Raw genomic sequence first — 16,835 nt, 5'->3', positions numbered from 1 at the left:
TCTTTTTGATAAGATGATATCAGAAAAAGAAAACGCTAACAAGGAGAAACAATGACTATTATAAAAAATCCGATTATTCCCGGTATGGCACCCGATCCATCCGTAATTCGAGTGGAAAATACCTACTACCTCGCCACCTCAACTTTTCACTGGCAACCGGCCATCCAAATTTATGAATCGCAAGACTTGGCTAATTGGAAGTTGGTGAATTATGCGCTGAAGTCAGGACAAGTCAACTTACAAGGCACGAACACTCCCGCAGGTATTTGGGCACCTCATTTGTCTTATGACTCCTCTTCTAAAAAATATTGGTTGGCTTATTCCCATATGGTCAATATGGGAGGACGTGAGTTTAATGCTGACTCATATATTATGTTTGCGGATAGCATTAGTGGTCCATGGTCAGATCCAATTTTTGTAACGGCTATTGGTTTTGATCCCTCTCTCTTCCATGAAAATGGTAAACATTATATCAGTATTTTAGAGTGGGAAAGTCGTTCAAGATACCAAGCACCTGGTCACATCGTTATTGCCGAGATTGACTTGGCACAAGGTTCTATCGTGGGAAAATGGCACAGAGTAACGCAAGGTTTTACAAGTCGTGGCTGTGCAGAAGCACCACAAATCTACAAGAAAAATGATTATTACTATCTTCTCATCGCAGCAGGCGGCACTGGTTATGCTCATGGCGTGGAAATTGGGCGTTCCAAGCATATCTTTGGACCATATGTGCCCCATCCATCTGGGGAACCCATCATCACTTCATCTCCAAAACATCTCTTTTCACTTGGAGATCCTGATGCGGGACATTTTGAAATGTACAACCCAAATTCTGCTATGCAAAAAGCAGGACACGGTTCTCTAGTGGAAACATCGACAGGCGAATGGTACATCACCCATCTCATGTCTCGTCCTTTGAAAAATAAACTATTGAATCCTTTAGGGCGTGAAACTTCTATTCAAAAAATGATTTGGACTGATGATGATTGGCTAGAAATGGCTGATGGTTCAAATATTGCCAAAATGGAGGTAGAGGGTATTTCGGGACTTGAGTTTGTTCAAAATTTTGACTGGGATATTTATGATGATTTTAATGCTGACTTTGATGCAAGATTTATGACTCCTTATCGTGAACAACACAAAGATTGGGTCAATACAAGTGAACATCAAGGACATTTAAGAATACATGGAGAAAATTCACTATTTTCTCAAATCAAGCCAGCAATCATGGCGACAAGAGCAACATCATTTAACTATGAGTTGAAAACTAAGCTTGAGTTTCACCCTAAACATTATTCGGAAACCGCAGGAGCGGGCTTGTACTATGACTGTAACAATTGGTTGTATTTGAATTTGACTTATTCTGAAGAGCATAAGTCGACAATTTTAACCATTTCGCAAGCAAAGCTGGGGCAAAAGATAGAGTATCCAGATCATAGTGTAAAAGTCTCACATGATAAAGCAGAGCTGAAAATCACCTACAAGGACGGTTTTGCAAGTTTATTCTATAAGACAGAGTATGAGGATTGGGATAATGTGTTGCGTAATCTTGATGTGAGCTATCTTTCGGATGAAGGCGTCAATGGTGAGCCTGGAGAAATAGGTGGTTTTACAGGACTCTTTAATTTTATTGGTGCAGTAGATGCGCATCAAAGAGAATCTTATGCTGATTTTGATTACTATCAAGTAGTCAATGAACAGGAGGAAAATAAATTATGAAAAAAGAAGTAGCAATCAAAAGGCTCGTACCAGCTTTGATCATTGGTCCGGCAAGCTGGCTTGGTCCTTATATAATAGCAGCCAGCTTGTTCTTACCAATCTTACTTCAAGAAATTGATGCGCCTAATAAAATTAATCTTTTAGCCTTGTTTTCGACTTGTGGAATGATTGTTGCAGCTCTTTCTAATATGACTGCGGGTTATCTTTCTGACAGAACCTATTCTAAGTTTGGAAAACGTACACCTTGGCTACTTGGGGGGAGTTTTTCATTCATGATTGTGATGATTTTAGCTTCCTTTGCACACTCTGTTCCCTATCTTTTAGTTATTTGGATGCTGGGTCAAGTTGCTCTAAACTTTATTGTCGCACCAATGGTTGCTTGGATTGATATGGCACCCGAAAATGGACGCGGAACGGCTTCAAGCGCCTATGGTGGACTTGGGATGGCTTTGGGAAATAATGGCTTTATTATTTTTGGTGCGATGCTCATTAACCAATTCCGACTAGGATTTATTATCTTTGGAATAATAACTTTTTTAGGAACACTAATTGCAACGCTTATTGTCAAAGAGCCTTCAAATTTAGACGAAAAAAAGTTAAATGCAAATCAAGCAAATAGCAAAAAAGAAAAGAAAAAAATAACACGTGATTCTTTGAAAATTTTTCCAACTTGGAAGATTGGACGGGATTATTATTTAGCCTTAATGGGAAAATTATTACAAGGAGTAGGTAACTTTGCTGTTACAGGTTACATGTTATACATAATGACAGATTTTCTCGGCAAAAGTACAACAGGGGCGCAAAATTCCATCCAAATTGTCAATACAATAATGCTCGTTTTTGGTATTAGTATGGGATTTCTAGCTGGTCCCCTTTCAGATCGCTACAAGCTATTAAAACTCCCGATTGTATTTTCGACACTTTTTCTAGCTTTGGGAGCTTTGAGCATCTTTTTCCTAAAAAATGATACCAGTATTTGGATTTATGGATTTACAGCAGGGCTTGGAATGGGTATTTGGAATTCTTTGGATAATTTATTGAATTTAGAAGTTATTCCTGATAAAAATCGTGTGGCTTTCTTCCTTGGAGTATATAATTTAGGAAATACAATTACACAGGCTTTGGCACCTGTTCTAGCGGCAGCAGTTATTAGTATGTTTGGTTTCTCAGCTATTTTTATGGTGTCTTCAGTTTTTGCTCTATTAGGAGGAATCTGTATCTTTTCAATTAAAACGATTCGTCGATAATTTGAAATCATATATTTATCCTAATTTTGCTTCAAAAGTAATTTATGCTTGAGACCAGTTTTAGACAGTAATAATCTTTTTGTAATCTGAAAACCATTACATTTGAAAAACTATAAATAAAAACGCTGTCATAGCGTTTTTATGAGATTTTTTTTTCGTATCGTGATATAATAAACAATGAAATAAAAATTGAACTTTAAATTTGCAATTGCAAATATAAGTATCAGATATGATGGAGGAAAAAACTTTAATGAAACGCATTGCAGTTTTGACTTCTGGTGGTGATGCACCAGGTATGAACGCAGCTATTCGTGCTGTTGTTCGTAAAGCGATTTCTGAAGGTATCGAAGTTTACGGTATCAACCACGGATATGCAGGGATGGTAGCGGGCGATATTTTCCCACTAACATCTGCAAGTGTTGGTGATAAAGTTGGACGTGGCGGTACATTCTTGTATTCAGCACGTTTCCCAGAGTTTGCTCAACTTGAAGGGCAACTTGCGGGTATCGAGCAACTTAAAAAACATGGCATCGAAGGTGTTGTTGTTATTGGCGGTGATGGTTCTTATCATGGTGCAATGCGCTTGACTGAACATGGTTTCCCAGCAGTAGGACTTCCAGGTACTATTGATAATGACATCGTTGGTACAGATTTTACAATCGGTTTTGATACAGCTGTATCTACAGTTGTGGATGCCATTGATAAAATTCGTGATACATCATCATCTCACCACCGTACTTTCGTTGTAGAAGTTATGGGACGTAATGCTGGAGATATCGCGCTTTGGTCTGGTATCGCTGCAGGTGCTGATGATATTGCAATTCCTGAAAAAGAATTCAAATTTGAAAGTATCGTACGTAATATCAAATCAGGATATGCCAAAGGTAAAAACCACCACATCATCGTAGTTGCTGAAGGCGTTATGTCGGGCGAAGAATTTGCTATGAAGCTGAAAGCTGCTGGTGATGATTCTGACCTTCGCGTATCTGTTCTCGGTCACATCCAACGTGGTGGATCACCTACAGCGCGCGATCGCGTTCTTGCATCACGCATGGGTGCTCGTGCAGTAGAATTGCTTCGTGATGGTATTGGCGGTGTAGCTGTCGGTGTTCGTAACGAACAACTTGTCGAAAGCCCAATCCTTGGTACTGCAGAAGAAAATGCCCTTTTCAGTCTGACAGATGAAGGTAAAATCGTTGTCAACAATCCACACAAAGCTGGATTGGAACTCTATCGTTTAAACGCTGATTTAAACAATCTTGACATCAAATTTAATTAAGTTATTGTTAGTAATCTTATTTGGTTGATGTCAGAGTGAAGTTAAAACACTGAATGCTCACATTGACTAAATAATGAGTACATTTATAAAAATAGGAGAATTACTCAAAATGAACAAACGTGTAAAAATCGTCTCAACACTTGGCCCTGCAGTAGAAACTCGTGGTGGTAAAAAATTCGGAGAAAAAGGATACTGGGGAGAAGAGCTTGATGTTGAAACATCAGCACAAACCATTGCTGATTTGATCAAAGAAGGTGCTGACGTTTTCCGTTTTAACTTCTCTCACGGTGACCACGCTGAACAAGCTGCTCGTATGGCAACAGTACTTCGTGCTGAAGAAATTGCTGGCCGTAAAGTTGGTTTCTTGCTTGACACTAAAGGTCCAGAAATGCGTACAGAAGTGTACGAAGATGGTGCAGACGAATACAAATATGTTACTGGTGACCAATTCCGCGTTTCTACAAAACAAGGTTTGAAATCAACTCGTGATAACATTGCTTTGAACGTTGCTGGTGGTCTTGATATCTTTGATGATGTTGAAGTTGGTCAAACTATCCTTATCGATGATGGTAAATTGGGTCTTACAGTAGCTGCTAAAGACGTTGAAGCACGCGAATTCGATGTTGTAGCACAAAATGATGGTGCTATTGGTAAACAAAAAGGTGTTAATATTCCTAACACTACAATTCCTTTCCCAGCTCTTGCAGAACGTGATAACGACGATATCCGTTTCGGTCTTTCACAACCAAATGGTTTGAACTTCATCGCAATCTCATTCGTACGTACTGCGAAAGACGTTAACGAAGTTCGTGCTATCCTTGAAGAAACTGGTAACACACACGTTCAACTTTTGGCTAAAATCGAAAACCAACAAGGTATTGATAACCTTGATGAAATCATCGATACAGCTGACGGTATCATGATTGCTCGTGGTGACATGGGTATTGAAGTACCATTTGAAATGGTTCCAGTCTTCCAAAAAGAAATCATCCGTAAAGTTAACCAAGCAGGTAAAATCGTTGTTACAGCAACAAACATGCTTGAGTCTATGACTGAAAAACCACGTGCAACACGTTCTGAAATCTCTGACGTCTTTAACGCTGTTATCGATGGTACTGATGCAACTATGCTTTCAGGTGAGTCAGCTAACGGTAAATACCCACGTGAATCAGTTCGTACAATGGCTACAGTTAACAAAAACGCTCAAACATTGTTGAAAGAATACGGACGTCTTCACCCAGAAAACTTTGATAAAGATTCAGTAACAGAAGTTGTAGCATCAGCAGTTAAAAACGCTGCAGAATCAATGGAAGTTAAACTTATCGTTGCTTTGACTGAGTCAGGAGCAACTGCTCGTTTGATTTCAAAATACCGTCCAGAAGCTGATATCTTGGCAATCACTTTTGATGAAAAAGTTGAACGCGGATTGATGATCAACTGGGGTGTTATCCCAATGCTTATGGACAAACCAGCTTCAACAGACGATATGTTCGAAGTAGCTGAAAAAGCAGCCTTGGCTTCAGGTCTTGTTGAATCAGGTGATAACATCGTTATCGTTGCTGGTGTTCCAGTTGGTTCAGGACGTACAAACACAATGCGTATCCGTACTATCAAATAATAAAAATTTTTCAAGAGCAGTTTTTGCTCAAAAAAAAAGCATCCAATGTGGTGCTTTTTTTGATTGATTTTCTTTATGGAAAGCTCACGAAATATAAACGTATCACGCTTTAAATGTAAGCGTTATAATGTGATATAAATCACTTTCCAATGTGACAAGAATGTGAAAAAATGCTATAATAATATAGTAAACATTATTATTGCATTCAGGAAAGGAATGAACAATTATGACTAAACAACATAAAAAAGTTATCCTCGTTGGTGATGGTGCCGTAGGTTCAAGCTATGCTTTCTCACTTGTAAACCAAGGAATCGCCCAAGAATTGGGTATCGTAGATATTTTCAAAGAAAAAACACAAGGTGATGCAGAAGACCTTTCACACGCTCTTGCGTTCACATCTCCTAAGAAAATCTATTCAGCAGACTACTCTGATGCACATGATGCTGATTTGGTTGTGTTGACTTCAGGTGCGCCACAAAAACCAGGTGAAACTCGTTTGGATCTTGTTGAGAAAAACTTGCGTATCACTAAACAAGTTGTTACTGAAATTGTAGCATCAGGTTTCGATGGTATCTTCCTTGTTGCTGCTAATCCTGTTGATATTTTGACATATGCAACTTGGAAATTCTCTGGTTTCCCTAAAGAACGTGTTATCGGTTCTGGTACTTCACTTGACTCAGCACGTTTCCGTCAAGCGTTGGCTGAAAAACTTGATATTGACGCGCGTTCAGTTCACGCTTATATCATGGGTGAACACGGTGACTCTGAGTTTGCTGTATGGTCACACGCTAACGTTGCGGGTGTTAACCTTGAGGAATTCCTCAAAGATAGCCGTGGCGTAAAGGAAGAAGAATTGGTTGAACTTTTCGAATCAGTTCGTGACGCTGCTTACTCTATCATTGAGAAAAAAGGTGCGACATTCTATGGTATCGCTGTAGCTCTTGCACGTATCACAAAAGCTATCCTTGACAATGAAAATGCTGTATTGCCACTTTCAACTTTCCAAGAAGGTCAATACGAAGGCGTAGAAGGACTTTACATTGGTCAACCAGCTATCGTTGGTGATAAAGGTATCGTTCGTCCAGTCAACATTCCATTGAACGACGCTGAATTGCAAAAAATGCAAGCTTCAGCTAAACAACTTAAAACTATTCTTGACGAAGCTTTCTCAAAAGAAGAGTTTGCTTCAGCATCTAAAAACTAAGTATAAAAAAATACCTAAATTTAGGTATTTTTTTTTGAGCTTTTTTCAATTTTTTTTCGTACTAAATAATAAGAATAAAAAAGTTGAGGAAAAAGATATGATATGGCTAATAAAGTACACTATGGAAAAGTTTTTCAAAAGATAAGGAAGAGAAGAAAGTTATCTCTAAAGGATTTCGAGGGGATCATTCCGCGTAGGAGTCTGTCTCGTTATGAAAGAGGGGAGACTGTGTTCCCGATAGTTAAACTGCAGGCATTATTGGAAAGTATTGACTTAAATATTATTGATTTTTATCATCTGGCCCACAAAGAGAAGATATATGGCAGATACGGAAAAATATTTACAAAAATCAGAAAACAAAACGGCTTTTCGCGAGAAGCCTTTACGCATCTTTCTATTTCTGCGGCACAACTGAAACTTTTTGAGTCAGGAAAAATTATGTTTGAGTTTGATAAACTATATGCGATGCTTATGGAGATGAATACAAGTCTTGAAGATTATTGTTCTCTCCTCGAAAAAGGTAGTGAAAGTCCTGTAGAGTATGTACTGAAGCAGGTAGACCTTGCTTATTATAGTGCTGATACTACGATGCTGAATAGTTTATATGCGGAGCTGGATGAGTATAGTGATCATTTTTTCCTATCCCTTTGCCTCAAAGGAATCTTGAATAAAATTTCTGAACAAGAGATGCTAGAACTAAAAAACTATTTTATTACAAGAGAATATTGGACAAATCAGGAGCTTTTTATTTTTCAATATAGTTCTAAGTTTTTAAGTTCAGACCACTTGAAGTTAATTTGTGAAAATTTGCTGTCTTCTAAAACAATTTTTAAAGGACAAAATATTTACCAAAGACGTTTAGTTTTGGCGGGCCTTGAAATAATGCTCGTAAGACTAAAGGAAAATAGTCTTATTGAAGCAGCATATTTCTTGAAATTTGCTAGAGAATTTGTTCATGAAACAGATGAACTTGCCAAAATTGCCTGTCTTTTTGTAGAATGTTTATTTAAATACAAACAAACTGGAAAAGTACAGTACAAAACTACAATGAAGTCTATCTGCAAAGCTTCTTATATGTATGATGGACTCATGAAAAACTGGTATCAGAAAAATTATGAAAGCTATGTAAAGTAGGATATATCTAATTAAATATGGATTATCAAAGAGCTCTAGATGATTTATATTTAAAGGAACTTTTATATAGAGAAAAAATAAGGAGGTTAATTATTTATAGTTGAGATGTGTCACCCATAAAAAATTGGAAAAAGAAAGGAAATATCGTGAAAAGGACTATTATTCGTTTAAGCAGCATAGTAACTTTATTCTTAGCTTTTGTACTATTTTCTGCTTCCATTGCTTATGCAGAAGACGGAGCGGGCGTTTCTTCATTAGTGGAATCTACTCTTGTAAGGGATTCAACTTTTGATTTAGAAGCTTTACCACAAGAGGGAGAAACTAAGACAGTGAGAGACAAGAATGGAGAAGAAATTCATTTTTCAGTAATACCTGAAAACAGTAATTTAAATCGTATAGCTAATGGAAGATATAGGATAAGCGCTTGGGGGATTGGCTGGAGAGTTACTTATTATATCAGAGTAGTTAATAATAGGATACTTTCCGCATATGATTTAAATTACATTATAGCAATGCCTGTTCGTTACTCTAATGTAAAAGTTGATCATAGTAGGCAAGCAACGGCACGCTTTGGTTTTAATACACCAATACACAATGTACTTTCTTGGACAGGGTGGGTTCGAGTAAGACTGGATAATTCTAATAGGATAGTGGTATATAATAATTGATTTTAGTTAGTATAGTTTTTATAATAATCATAGTTTTAATTGTCGTACTCGTTTATCTCCTCAAAAAACTTATTTTGAAAATAAATAAGTAACCATCCGTAATGATGTGATATATGATTCGATTAATCCTTATAAAATAAAAAAGCATCTCAAATTGAAATGCTTTTTGATTTTATTTCGTTTTGATATAGTTAACACCATCAGCTTTAGGTGCGACAGCTTTTCCAAGAAAGGCCGCAAGAACGATGATAGTCACTACGTATGGTGCCATTTGGAGGAAGGCAGAAGGAATTTCTTTGATAACGGGAATTTGGCCGCCTACAACTGCCAGTGAGGTAGAAAGTCCAAAGAGGAGGGAAGCAAGCATCGCTCCAACAGGATTCCATTTACCAAAGATCATAGCAGCCAATGAGATGAAACCTTGCCCTGCGATTGTAGCCACAGAGAAGTTACCCGAGATAGATTGGGCATAAATTGCACCACCAATACCACCAAGGATACCGGAGATGATAACCCCAGCATAACGCATAAGGTAAACATTGATACCGAGAGTATCTGCTGCTTGAGGGTTTTCACCTACTGAGCGGAGACGAAGTCCGAATTTCGTTTTAAAGAGAAGATACCAAGAGAGGAAGGCAACGAGAATTGCAAGGAATCCTGGTAGTGAAGTTTGTGAGAAGAAGATTTGTCCAATTACAGGAATTTTTGAGAGAACGGGGAAATTCCAGTAACCAATTTGGTTAGTAATATTTACCTGTCCAGCATTGTAAAACGTTTGAATTAAGAATACGCCAAGCGCAGGAGCCATTAAGTTAAGAACTGTACCTGAGACGATATGGTCAGCGCGGAAGTTAATGGTTGCTACCGCATGAATCAGAGAGAAGATACCACCAATAAATGCTCCAAAGAGGATGGAGAGCCAAGGTGTCATTCCACCAAATGTTTCTGTGAAAGTAAGGTTAAAGACGACCGAACTGAAAGCCCCCATTGTCATAATACCTTCTAAACCAACGTTGACGATACCACCACGTTCAGAGAATACTCCACCGATACTTGTAAAAATTAGAGGTGTTGAGTAAATAAGCATATTTGCAACAATAATTTGCAATGTATCTACGATATTCATTATGCTTTTTCTCCTTTCTTCTTAATATTTGGGAGAACCTTTTCGATAATATATTTTACGGCAATAAAGAAGATGATTGTAGCTGTGACAATCTGTACAATTTGCGGTGGAATATTATCGATATTACTCATATTTCCTGAACCTGTTTGAAGCATTGAGAACAAGAAGGCAGCAAATAGGATACCGACAGGATTTGTTTCACCTAAGAGTGCAACAGCCATACCGTTGAAACCAATGTCTAGTGTTGCGGATTGTGTAACGAAGTTTTGCATGTATCCAAAACCGTAAACTACACCGCCAAGACCTGAGAGAGCTCCAGCAACTAACATTGACATGATGATTGTACGTTTGGCTGAAATTCCTGCATACTCAGAAGCATCTGGATTTAAACCGACAGACTTAATTTCAAAACCAAGTGTAGTCTTAGAAAGGACAATAGCCATAATGACAAGAACGATTAAAGCAATAAAAAGGCCAATATTCAAGGTTGAATTATTTGTCAAATCTGACAACCAACCTGTACGGAAGGAAGCATTTGCACTAATCAATTTTGTTTGGTCAGTTGAGTTAGGCATCATGATTTTTGAACTAAAGACATCATGAATCAAGAAGGTTGACATAAAGAGGATGACATAGTTAAGCATGATGGTAGTGATGACTTCCGAAGTACCTAAGAAAGCACGTAAGATACCAGGAATTGCACCCATAAGAGCTCCAAAGAGCATACCGATAATGATTACTAATGGAATCATAATTGGTTTAGGGATGTCAGGGAAACTGAGGGCAAACCACATTGACATAATCCAACCTGCAAGAGCCTGACCTGACATACCGATATTAAAGAGACCGGCCTTCATACCAACAGAGAAACCTAAGGCACAAAGAATCAAAGGTCCCATAGTTTGAAGTGTTTCACCAATGGCACGTGGTGTACCAAAGGCACCGATAATTAAATCTTCGTAACCATATATAGGATTAAAGCCGAAGATGAGCATAATGATTGCACCAATTAAGAAACCAGAAAGTACGGCGATAATAGGTACAAGGATTTTTTTAGTTTTGCTGTTCATTGATATTACCTCCGACCATGAGAATTCCAAGTTCTTGTTTGCTTGTCGTTTCAGGACTGACAATTCCTTGAATTTGTCCATCGTGAATAACAGCAATACGGTCCGAAACATTCAGAATTTCATCTAATTCAAAAGATACAACGAGCACAGCTTTTCCTTCATCACGTGCTTGAATCAAACGCTTGTGGATATATTCAATGGCACCGACATCAAGCCCACGTGTTGGTTGAGCAACAATAAGCAAGTCAGGATTACGATCGACTTCACGCGCAATAACAGCTTTTTGTTGGTTCCCGCCTGAAAGTGATTTGAAAGGAATTTGTTCACCAGCACCGCGGACGTCGAACTCTTCCATAAGTTCGCGGGCTTTAGCATTGATTTTATTGTAATCTAAGAAACCGTACTTACTTAATGGTGCTTTGTAATAAGTTTGAAGCGCAATATTTTCAGCAACAGTCATCTCGAGTACTGCACCATCACGGTGACGGTCTTCTGGGACATGACCTACAGAATCTTCAATGATTTTACGAGGTTTGTGAGTGGTGATGTCTTTACCTTTGAGTTTAACAGAACCAGAATCAATCTTCATCAAACCAGTAATGGCTTTAATCAATTCTGTTTGACCATTGCCATCAATACCAGCAAGACCGACAATCTCCCCAGCACGGACATCTAAAGAAAGTCCTTTTACAGCGAAGGAACCACGTTTTTCTTTAACAGAAATATTATCAATACAGAGAACAACGTCCTGCGGTTGAGCAGCTTCTTTTTCCGTTTTGAAAGATACAGAACGCCCCACCATCATTTCAGCGAGTTCTTTATTTGACTTATCTCCCAGTTCGACTGTTTCAATAGAAACACCGCGGCGAATAACAGTAATACGATCAGCTACCGCACGGATTTCATCAAGCTTGTGGGTAATAAGAATGATGGACTTGCCTTCTTTAACCAAATTGCGCATGATTTCCATGAGCTCAGTGATTTCAGAGGGAGTCAGCACAGCTGTAGGTTCGTCAAAAATTAAGATATCTGCTCCACGATAAAGTGTCTTCAAAATTTCAACACGTTGCTGCTGTCCAACAGAGATATCGCGAACAAGTGCATCGGGTTCGACAGAAAGTCCATAACGTTTTGACAATTCCACGATTTTATTTCGAGCTGTTTTAAGGTCAAGGCTTAAGCCTTTCGTCACTTCACTTCCGAGCATGATATTTTCAGTAACAGTAAAGGCATCAATCAGCATGAAATGCTGGTGAACCATACCGATACCAAGCTGAGAAGCTTTTGTTGGAGAGTCTATTTGCTCGAGTTTGCCGTTAACATGAATCTCGCCTTCTGTAGGTTCCAGAAGACCAGAGAGCATGTTCATCAGAGTTGATTTACCGGCACCATTTTCACCGAGCAAGGCGTGAATTTCACCTTTTTTCAGCTCCAAGTTGATCTTGTCGTTTGCGACAAAGTCACCAAACTTTTTGGTAACGTTGATCATTTGGATAACATTTTCGTTGGCCATGGCGGCTCCTTCTAAAAAAATTTATGACATAATGCCTAAAGTTAAAAAAGAAAGACTTACTGGAAAGCCCTAATATAGCTACACTTTAGACAAAATAATTACATTTTATTATAACAAATATCGGGGCTTTTATAAAGAACTTTCTATACCTAAAAATGAAGCGTTTTCACAAAATGTTAAAGTTTTCAGTGTTTTAAAGGGTTTTTGACAATTTTTACATAGAAAATTTAACGGGACTTTGATAAACTAAAAAGTTCACAAAAATTATATGTGAACTTTTTTTATTTTATTTTTGCATTTTTGATGATGGTCTCATCAGGCGTAACACGAATAGTTTTTTGACCAGTATAAGTCACAAATCCTGGAGGAGTTCCTGTTGGCTTATGAAGTTTCTTCACATCAATCATATCAACCTGTACTAAGTTAGAATAACGGGCCTTAGAAAAATAAGCTGCGAGTTCTCCGGCGAAAGTTATCGTTTCATCTGAAGGATTTGCATTCCCAGTAATTAAGACATGGGAACCAGGAATATCCTTCACATGGAACCAGAGGTCACCTTTACGACTGAGTTTAAAACTGACTTGCTCATTTTGAAGGTTATTTTTACCGACAAGAATAATCGTTCCATCTTCAGCTTGATACTTTTCTGGAGGCAGCATTTTTTGTTTTTTATTATTCCGATATTTTGCCTTAACAAATCCTGTTTGAATGAGTTCTTCACGGATATCGGCAATTTCAACGACGTCAGCATGCGTAAGATTAGCTTCAACAGATTCCAAGTAAGAAATTGTCTGTTTAGTGTTCGCGATTTGATCGCCAAGAAACTTCACAGCCTGTTTTAATTTTTGGTAGCGGTGGAAGTAGCGTTGGGCATTCTGTGAAGGACTAAGTGCAAGATTTAGGCTAATCGTGATTGGCTCATTGGTATAATAATTATCTAAGGTCACTTCAGGCTTATCGTTTGGAACTTGATGAAGGAAGGTTGTAAGCAGCTCTCCTTTTTGGCGGAAAATCTCAGCATTCTCTGTAGCACGTAACTCCGCTTCCTGTTTTTTGAGCTTGTCACGATTTTTCTTAAGCTCATTTTGAACTTTTTTGATCACTTCACTAGCAACTTGCTTTACACGATCACGCTCGGCTTTATCCGCATAATAAACATCGAGCATTTCAGATAAGCTGGGAAATTCTTGATAGTCTTCCGCAAGTTGAATGGCCGAAAATTTATCATTAGGATAGATTGAAGGAAGGACTTTATGCAATTTTTCCTTGAATTCCGGAAGTGTCAAGTTCTCTAAAGCTTGGAGGCTATCACGCCCGATACCTTGAAAGGTTGACTGTAATGTATGTGTCTGCAGTGCCTCAAAAATCTTTTCGTCAGAAGCTGTAAAAGGATCGACCTTATCGCTTGCCGGAGGGGCAATATAAGTCGAACCAGGAAGAAGGGTACGATATTGGTTTTGCGAAAATCCGACATGTTTAATGGTTTCAATAATTTTATTGCTGCTTTTATCCATAAGGATAATATTACTATGTTTCCCCATGATTTCAGCAACCAGTGCAATCTTCATGGCGTCACCAATTTCATCTTTGGTTGAGATATGGAAAATCAATTGGCGGTCATTGCCTACTTGCTCAATATCTTCAATAAAAGCGCCAGACAGGTACTTGCGTAAAATCATGACAAAATTATTGGGATTTTGAGGATTTTGGAAGTCTGTCTTAGTGATTTGGATTCTGCCGAAAGTTGGATGAGCAGATAATAATAATTTATGTGATGTTCTTCCTGAACGAACCGTTAAAAGAAGTTCTTGTTCAAAAGGCTGATTGATTTTTTGAATTCGTCCTCCTTTAAGGATTTCAGAAATTTCAGCTGTCATATGATGTAAAAAAATACCGTCGAAAGCCATGTTTTACCCCGTGTTTCTTAATAATCTAATGCTTATTTTAACATAATTATGAAGGCTGTTGGTAAAAATTATGTTAAGATGTCTATAAAGAAAGGTTTAACAGATGAAAAGTTTAAAAGAAGAGATCCAAAAGCTTGCGGCAGACCTCAATATTCAAAAAATTGGATTTACAAAAGCGGATGATTTTGAATATCTTCGTGCCTCTTTGATTGAACAGAAAGAAGCAGGACACACGTCTGGTTTTGAACATAAAAATCTCGATGAGCGTTTACAACCAAAGTTGTCTCTCGAAGATGCAAAAACAATCATATCCATCGGTATAGCCTATCCTAATAAGGCAGAAGAAAATCCCGAAAAAACAGAATTTCGCCGAGGCTCCTTCTCCCGGGGAAGTTGGGGTGAAGATTATCATCATGTGCTTCGCCGAAAGTTAAAAGAACTTGCGGAAGGGATAGAAAAAATAGCGGGTCGTTTTAACTATACAGCCATGGTAGATACAGGGGCGCTTGTGGATGTCGCTGTAGCTGCGCGTGCAGGTTTGGGATTTGTTGGGAAAAACGGTTTACTCGTCAGCAAGGAGTACGGTTCTTGGATGTTTTTGGGCGAATTGGTGACCAATTTAGAGATTGAGGAAGATCAGCCTGTCGATTATGGCTGTGGCTCTTGTACACGCTGTGTCGATTTCTGTCCGACGAAGGCACTTTTAGGAGATGGGCGCTTAAATGCACAGCGTTGCTTATCTTATCAAACACAAACACGCGGGCCTATGCCAGAAGAATACCGTGAAAAAATTAAAACGGTAATTTATGGTTGTGATATTTGCCAAGTGGTTTGTCCCTATAATAAGGGAATAAACAGCCATTTCCACCCGGAAATGGAGCCCGATCCAGACTTGACAAACCCAGAGCTGCTCCCACTTTTGGATTTATCTAATAAAGAGTTTGCGAATAAATTTGGCAATATGGCAGGCAGCTGGCGAGGGAAGAATCCTATCCAACGCAATGCGATCTATGCCTTAGGAAATGCAAATGATCGCTCAGCATTACCTAAGTTGCACGAAATCGCTGAGAATGATGTTAGGGATTATATGGTAGATGCTGCCGAATGGGCGATTGAAAAACTCGAAAACAAGCATCGTATGCGACCACGAAAAAGATAGGAGCCTTAGAGCTGCTGTCTTTTTTTGGACAAATATGCTAAAATAGAGCCTATGGAACTATCTGAAATTAGAAATAAACTAGAGGCATATGGTCAGAAAGTCGAAGATTTTCGTGGCTCACTTGACTTAGATCGCTTAGAAGAAGAAATCGCTTTGCTTGATAATGATATGGCTGAGCCTGACTTTTGGAATGATAATGAAGCTGCGCAAAAAGTCATTGATGAATCAAATGCGCTTAAGGCAAAGTATGAAAACTTCATGTCAATTGCAACACTTCATGAGGACAGTGAAGTGTTGTTGGAGATGCTTCAGGAAGAAGACGATGAAGATATGCAAGTCGAGCTTGAAGAGAACGTTGAGAAGTTAGGTAAAAAGATTGAAACTTACGAGTTGGAAATCATGCTCAACCAACCTTATGACCACATGAATGCCATCTTGGAAATTCACCCAGGATCTGGGGGAACCGAGTCACAAGACTGGGGCAGCATGCTCATGCGTATGTATGAACGCTGGGGCGCTGCACACGGCTTCAAGGTAGAAGTTTTGGATTATCAAGACGGAGATGTTGCAGGTCTAAAATCAGCGACATTAAAATTTGAGGGCCGAAATGCCTATGGCTTCTTACGAGGCGAAAAGGGAGTACACCGATTGGTGCGTATCTCGCCTTTTGACTCACAAAACCGTCGTCATACTTCATTTACTTCGGTAGATGTCATGCCAGAACTTGATGATACAGTTGAAGTTGATGTTCGCGATGCAGATATTAAGATGGATACTTTCCGCTCAGGTGGTGCAGGTGGGCAAAATGTCAATAAAGTCTCAACAGGTGTACGTTTGACACACGTTCCTACTGGAATTGTAGTGGCTTCTACAATGGACCGTACACAATACGGTAACCGAGACAAAGCAATGGCCATGCTGAAATCAAAACTTTATCAATTAGAGATGGATAAAAAACAAGCCGAAGTCGACGAACTCCGTGGTGATCAGTCAGACATCTCTTGGGGAAGTCAAATTCGTTCTTATGTCTTTATGCCTTATCAGTTGGTCAAAGACACAAGAACAGAGTATGAGACAGGGCAAATTGATAAAGTAATGGACGGAGATCTTGATGGCTTTATCCATGCTTACCTACGTTGGAAAATGTAAGTTGGTAATTCAAGCGAAATTCATTTGTAACTTTAAAGAAAA

Annotated in this window: 13 protein-coding genes; 9 read left to right on the top strand and 4 right to left on the bottom strand. The window is 38.7% G+C overall.

Features of this window, described 5'->3' with window-relative positions; all coding sequences use genetic code 11:
• Nucleotides 1-51: 51 nt before the first annotated feature.
• The 7 genes from BZZ03_RS01040 (at nt 52) to BZZ03_RS01010 (ending at nt 8,869) form a co-directional block, all read left to right on the top strand.
• Nucleotides 52-1,719 carry a glycoside hydrolase family 43 protein gene (locus BZZ03_RS01040; RefSeq protein ID WP_086582104.1) on the top strand — a complete coding sequence of 556 codons (1,668 nt, stop codon included), beginning with the start codon at nt 52-54 and terminating at the stop codon, nt 1,717-1,719.
• Nucleotides 1,716-2,966, top strand: coding sequence for an MFS transporter (locus BZZ03_RS01035; RefSeq protein WP_191672573.1), 1,251 nt, complete (start codon nt 1,716-1,718; stop codon nt 2,964-2,966). Before BZZ03_RS01040 ends, BZZ03_RS01035 begins: the two co-directional genes overlap by 4 nt.
• 250 nt (nt 2,967-3,216) lie before the next feature.
• A complete protein-coding gene (gene pfkA / locus BZZ03_RS01030; RefSeq protein ID WP_004258348.1) occupies nt 3,217-4,245 on the top strand; it encodes a 6-phosphofructokinase in 1,029 nt (342 codons plus the stop codon).
• A gap of 109 nt (nt 4,246-4,354) precedes the next feature.
• Nucleotides 4,355-5,863, top strand: a complete 1,509-nt coding sequence (gene pyk / locus BZZ03_RS01025) for a pyruvate kinase (protein ID WP_014025066.1) — start codon at nt 4,355-4,357, stop codon at nt 5,861-5,863.
• A 226-nt stretch (nt 5,864-6,089) separates the two neighbouring features.
• Nucleotides 6,090-7,067 carry an L-lactate dehydrogenase gene (locus BZZ03_RS01020; protein WP_019293709.1) on the top strand — a complete coding sequence of 326 codons (978 nt, stop codon included), beginning with the start codon at nt 6,090-6,092 and terminating at the stop codon, nt 7,065-7,067.
• A gap of 102 nt (nt 7,068-7,169) precedes the next feature.
• Nucleotides 7,170-8,201, top strand: a complete 1,032-nt coding sequence (locus BZZ03_RS01015) for an Rgg/GadR/MutR family transcriptional regulator (RefSeq protein ID WP_086582101.1) — start codon at nt 7,170-7,172, stop codon at nt 8,199-8,201.
• A 146-nt stretch (nt 8,202-8,347) separates the two neighbouring features.
• Nucleotides 8,348-8,869 carry a DUF5626 family protein gene (locus tag BZZ03_RS01010; RefSeq protein WP_198943942.1) on the top strand — a complete coding sequence of 174 codons (522 nt, stop codon included), beginning with the start codon at nt 8,348-8,350 and terminating at the stop codon, nt 8,867-8,869.
• Nucleotides 8,870-9,041: 172 nt separating this feature from the next.
• Here BZZ03_RS01010 and BZZ03_RS01005 read toward each other — a convergent pair whose 3' ends face one another.
• The 4 genes from BZZ03_RS01005 to BZZ03_RS00990 form a co-directional block, all read right to left on the bottom strand.
• Nucleotides 9,042-9,995, bottom strand: a complete 954-nt coding sequence (locus tag BZZ03_RS01005; protein ID WP_019293707.1) for an ABC transporter permease — start codon at nt 9,993-9,995, stop codon at nt 9,042-9,044.
• The gene (locus BZZ03_RS01000) at nt 9,995-11,065 is read right to left on the bottom strand and encodes an ABC transporter permease (protein WP_019292477.1); all 1,071 of its coding nucleotides are present in this window, start codon (nt 11,063-11,065) and stop codon (nt 9,995-9,997) included. The genes BZZ03_RS01005 and BZZ03_RS01000 overlap by 1 nt, the downstream gene beginning before the upstream one ends.
• Nucleotides 11,049-12,578 carry an ABC transporter ATP-binding protein gene (locus BZZ03_RS00995; protein WP_004258328.1) on the bottom strand — a complete coding sequence of 510 codons (1,530 nt, stop codon included), beginning with the start codon at nt 12,576-12,578 and terminating at the stop codon, nt 11,049-11,051. The genes BZZ03_RS01000 and BZZ03_RS00995 overlap by 17 nt, the downstream gene beginning before the upstream one ends.
• Nucleotides 12,579-12,859: 281 nt before the next feature.
• Nucleotides 12,860-14,485: an Rqc2 family fibronectin-binding protein gene (locus BZZ03_RS00990; RefSeq protein WP_019292478.1), complete on the bottom strand. Its 1,626-nt coding sequence runs from the start codon at nt 14,483-14,485 to the stop codon at nt 12,860-12,862.
• A gap of 103 nt (nt 14,486-14,588) precedes the next feature.
• Between BZZ03_RS00990 and queG the strand changes: the two genes are divergently transcribed.
• The gene (gene queG / locus BZZ03_RS00985; RefSeq protein WP_086582099.1) at nt 14,589-15,644 is read left to right on the top strand and encodes a tRNA epoxyqueuosine(34) reductase QueG; all 1,056 of its coding nucleotides are present in this window, start codon (nt 14,589-14,591) and stop codon (nt 15,642-15,644) included.
• Between the two features lie 51 nt (nt 15,645-15,695).
• Nucleotides 15,696-16,793 carry a peptide chain release factor 2 gene (gene prfB, locus BZZ03_RS00980; RefSeq protein ID WP_086582384.1) on the top strand — a complete coding sequence of 366 codons (1,098 nt, stop codon included), beginning with the start codon at nt 15,696-15,698 and terminating at the stop codon, nt 16,791-16,793.
• The last annotated feature ends 42 nt before the right edge of the window (nt 16,794-16,835 follow it).

Source organism: Lactococcus petauri (assembly GCF_002154895.1).
GTDB classification, from domain to species: domain Bacteria; phylum Bacillota; class Bacilli; order Lactobacillales; family Streptococcaceae; genus Lactococcus; species Lactococcus petauri.
This window is presented reverse-complemented; position numbering and strand designations above follow the sequence as displayed.

What these genes read in the sequence shown, in the direction of transcription:
- BZZ03_RS01040 (WP_086582104.1), top strand. Translation starts at nt 52, where the DNA reads ATGACTATTATAAAAAATCCGATTATTCCCGGTATGGCACCCGATCCA.
- BZZ03_RS01035 (WP_191672573.1), top strand. Translation starts at nt 1,716, where the DNA reads ATGAAAAAAGAAGTAGCAATCAAAAGGCTCGTACCAGCTTTGATCATT.
- pfkA (WP_004258348.1), top strand. Translation starts at nt 3,217, where the DNA reads ATGAAACGCATTGCAGTTTTGACTTCTGGTGGTGATGCACCAGGTATG.
- pyk (WP_014025066.1), top strand. Translation starts at nt 4,355, where the DNA reads ATGAACAAACGTGTAAAAATCGTCTCAACACTTGGCCCTGCAGTAGAA.
- BZZ03_RS01020 (WP_019293709.1), top strand. Translation starts at nt 6,090, where the DNA reads ATGACTAAACAACATAAAAAAGTTATCCTCGTTGGTGATGGTGCCGTA.
- BZZ03_RS01015 (WP_086582101.1), top strand. Translation starts at nt 7,170, where the DNA reads ATGGCTAATAAAGTACACTATGGAAAAGTTTTTCAAAAGATAAGGAAG.
- BZZ03_RS01005 (WP_019293707.1), bottom strand. Translation starts at nt 9,995, where the DNA reads ATGAATATCGTAGATACATTGCAAATTATTGTTGCAAATATGCTTATT.
- BZZ03_RS01000 (WP_019292477.1), bottom strand. Translation starts at nt 11,065, where the DNA reads ATGAACAGCAAAACTAAAAAAATCCTTGTACCTATTATCGCCGTACTT.
- BZZ03_RS00995 (WP_004258328.1), bottom strand. Translation starts at nt 12,578, where the DNA reads ATGGCCAACGAAAATGTTATCCAAATGATCAACGTTACCAAAAAGTTT.
- BZZ03_RS00990 (WP_019292478.1), bottom strand. Translation starts at nt 14,485, where the DNA reads ATGGCTTTCGACGGTATTTTTTTACATCATATGACAGCTGAAATTTCT.
- queG (WP_086582099.1), top strand. Translation starts at nt 14,589, where the DNA reads ATGAAAAGTTTAAAAGAAGAGATCCAAAAGCTTGCGGCAGACCTCAAT.
- prfB (WP_086582384.1), top strand. Translation starts at nt 15,696, where the DNA reads ATGGAACTATCTGAAATTAGAAATAAACTAGAGGCATATGGTCAGAAA.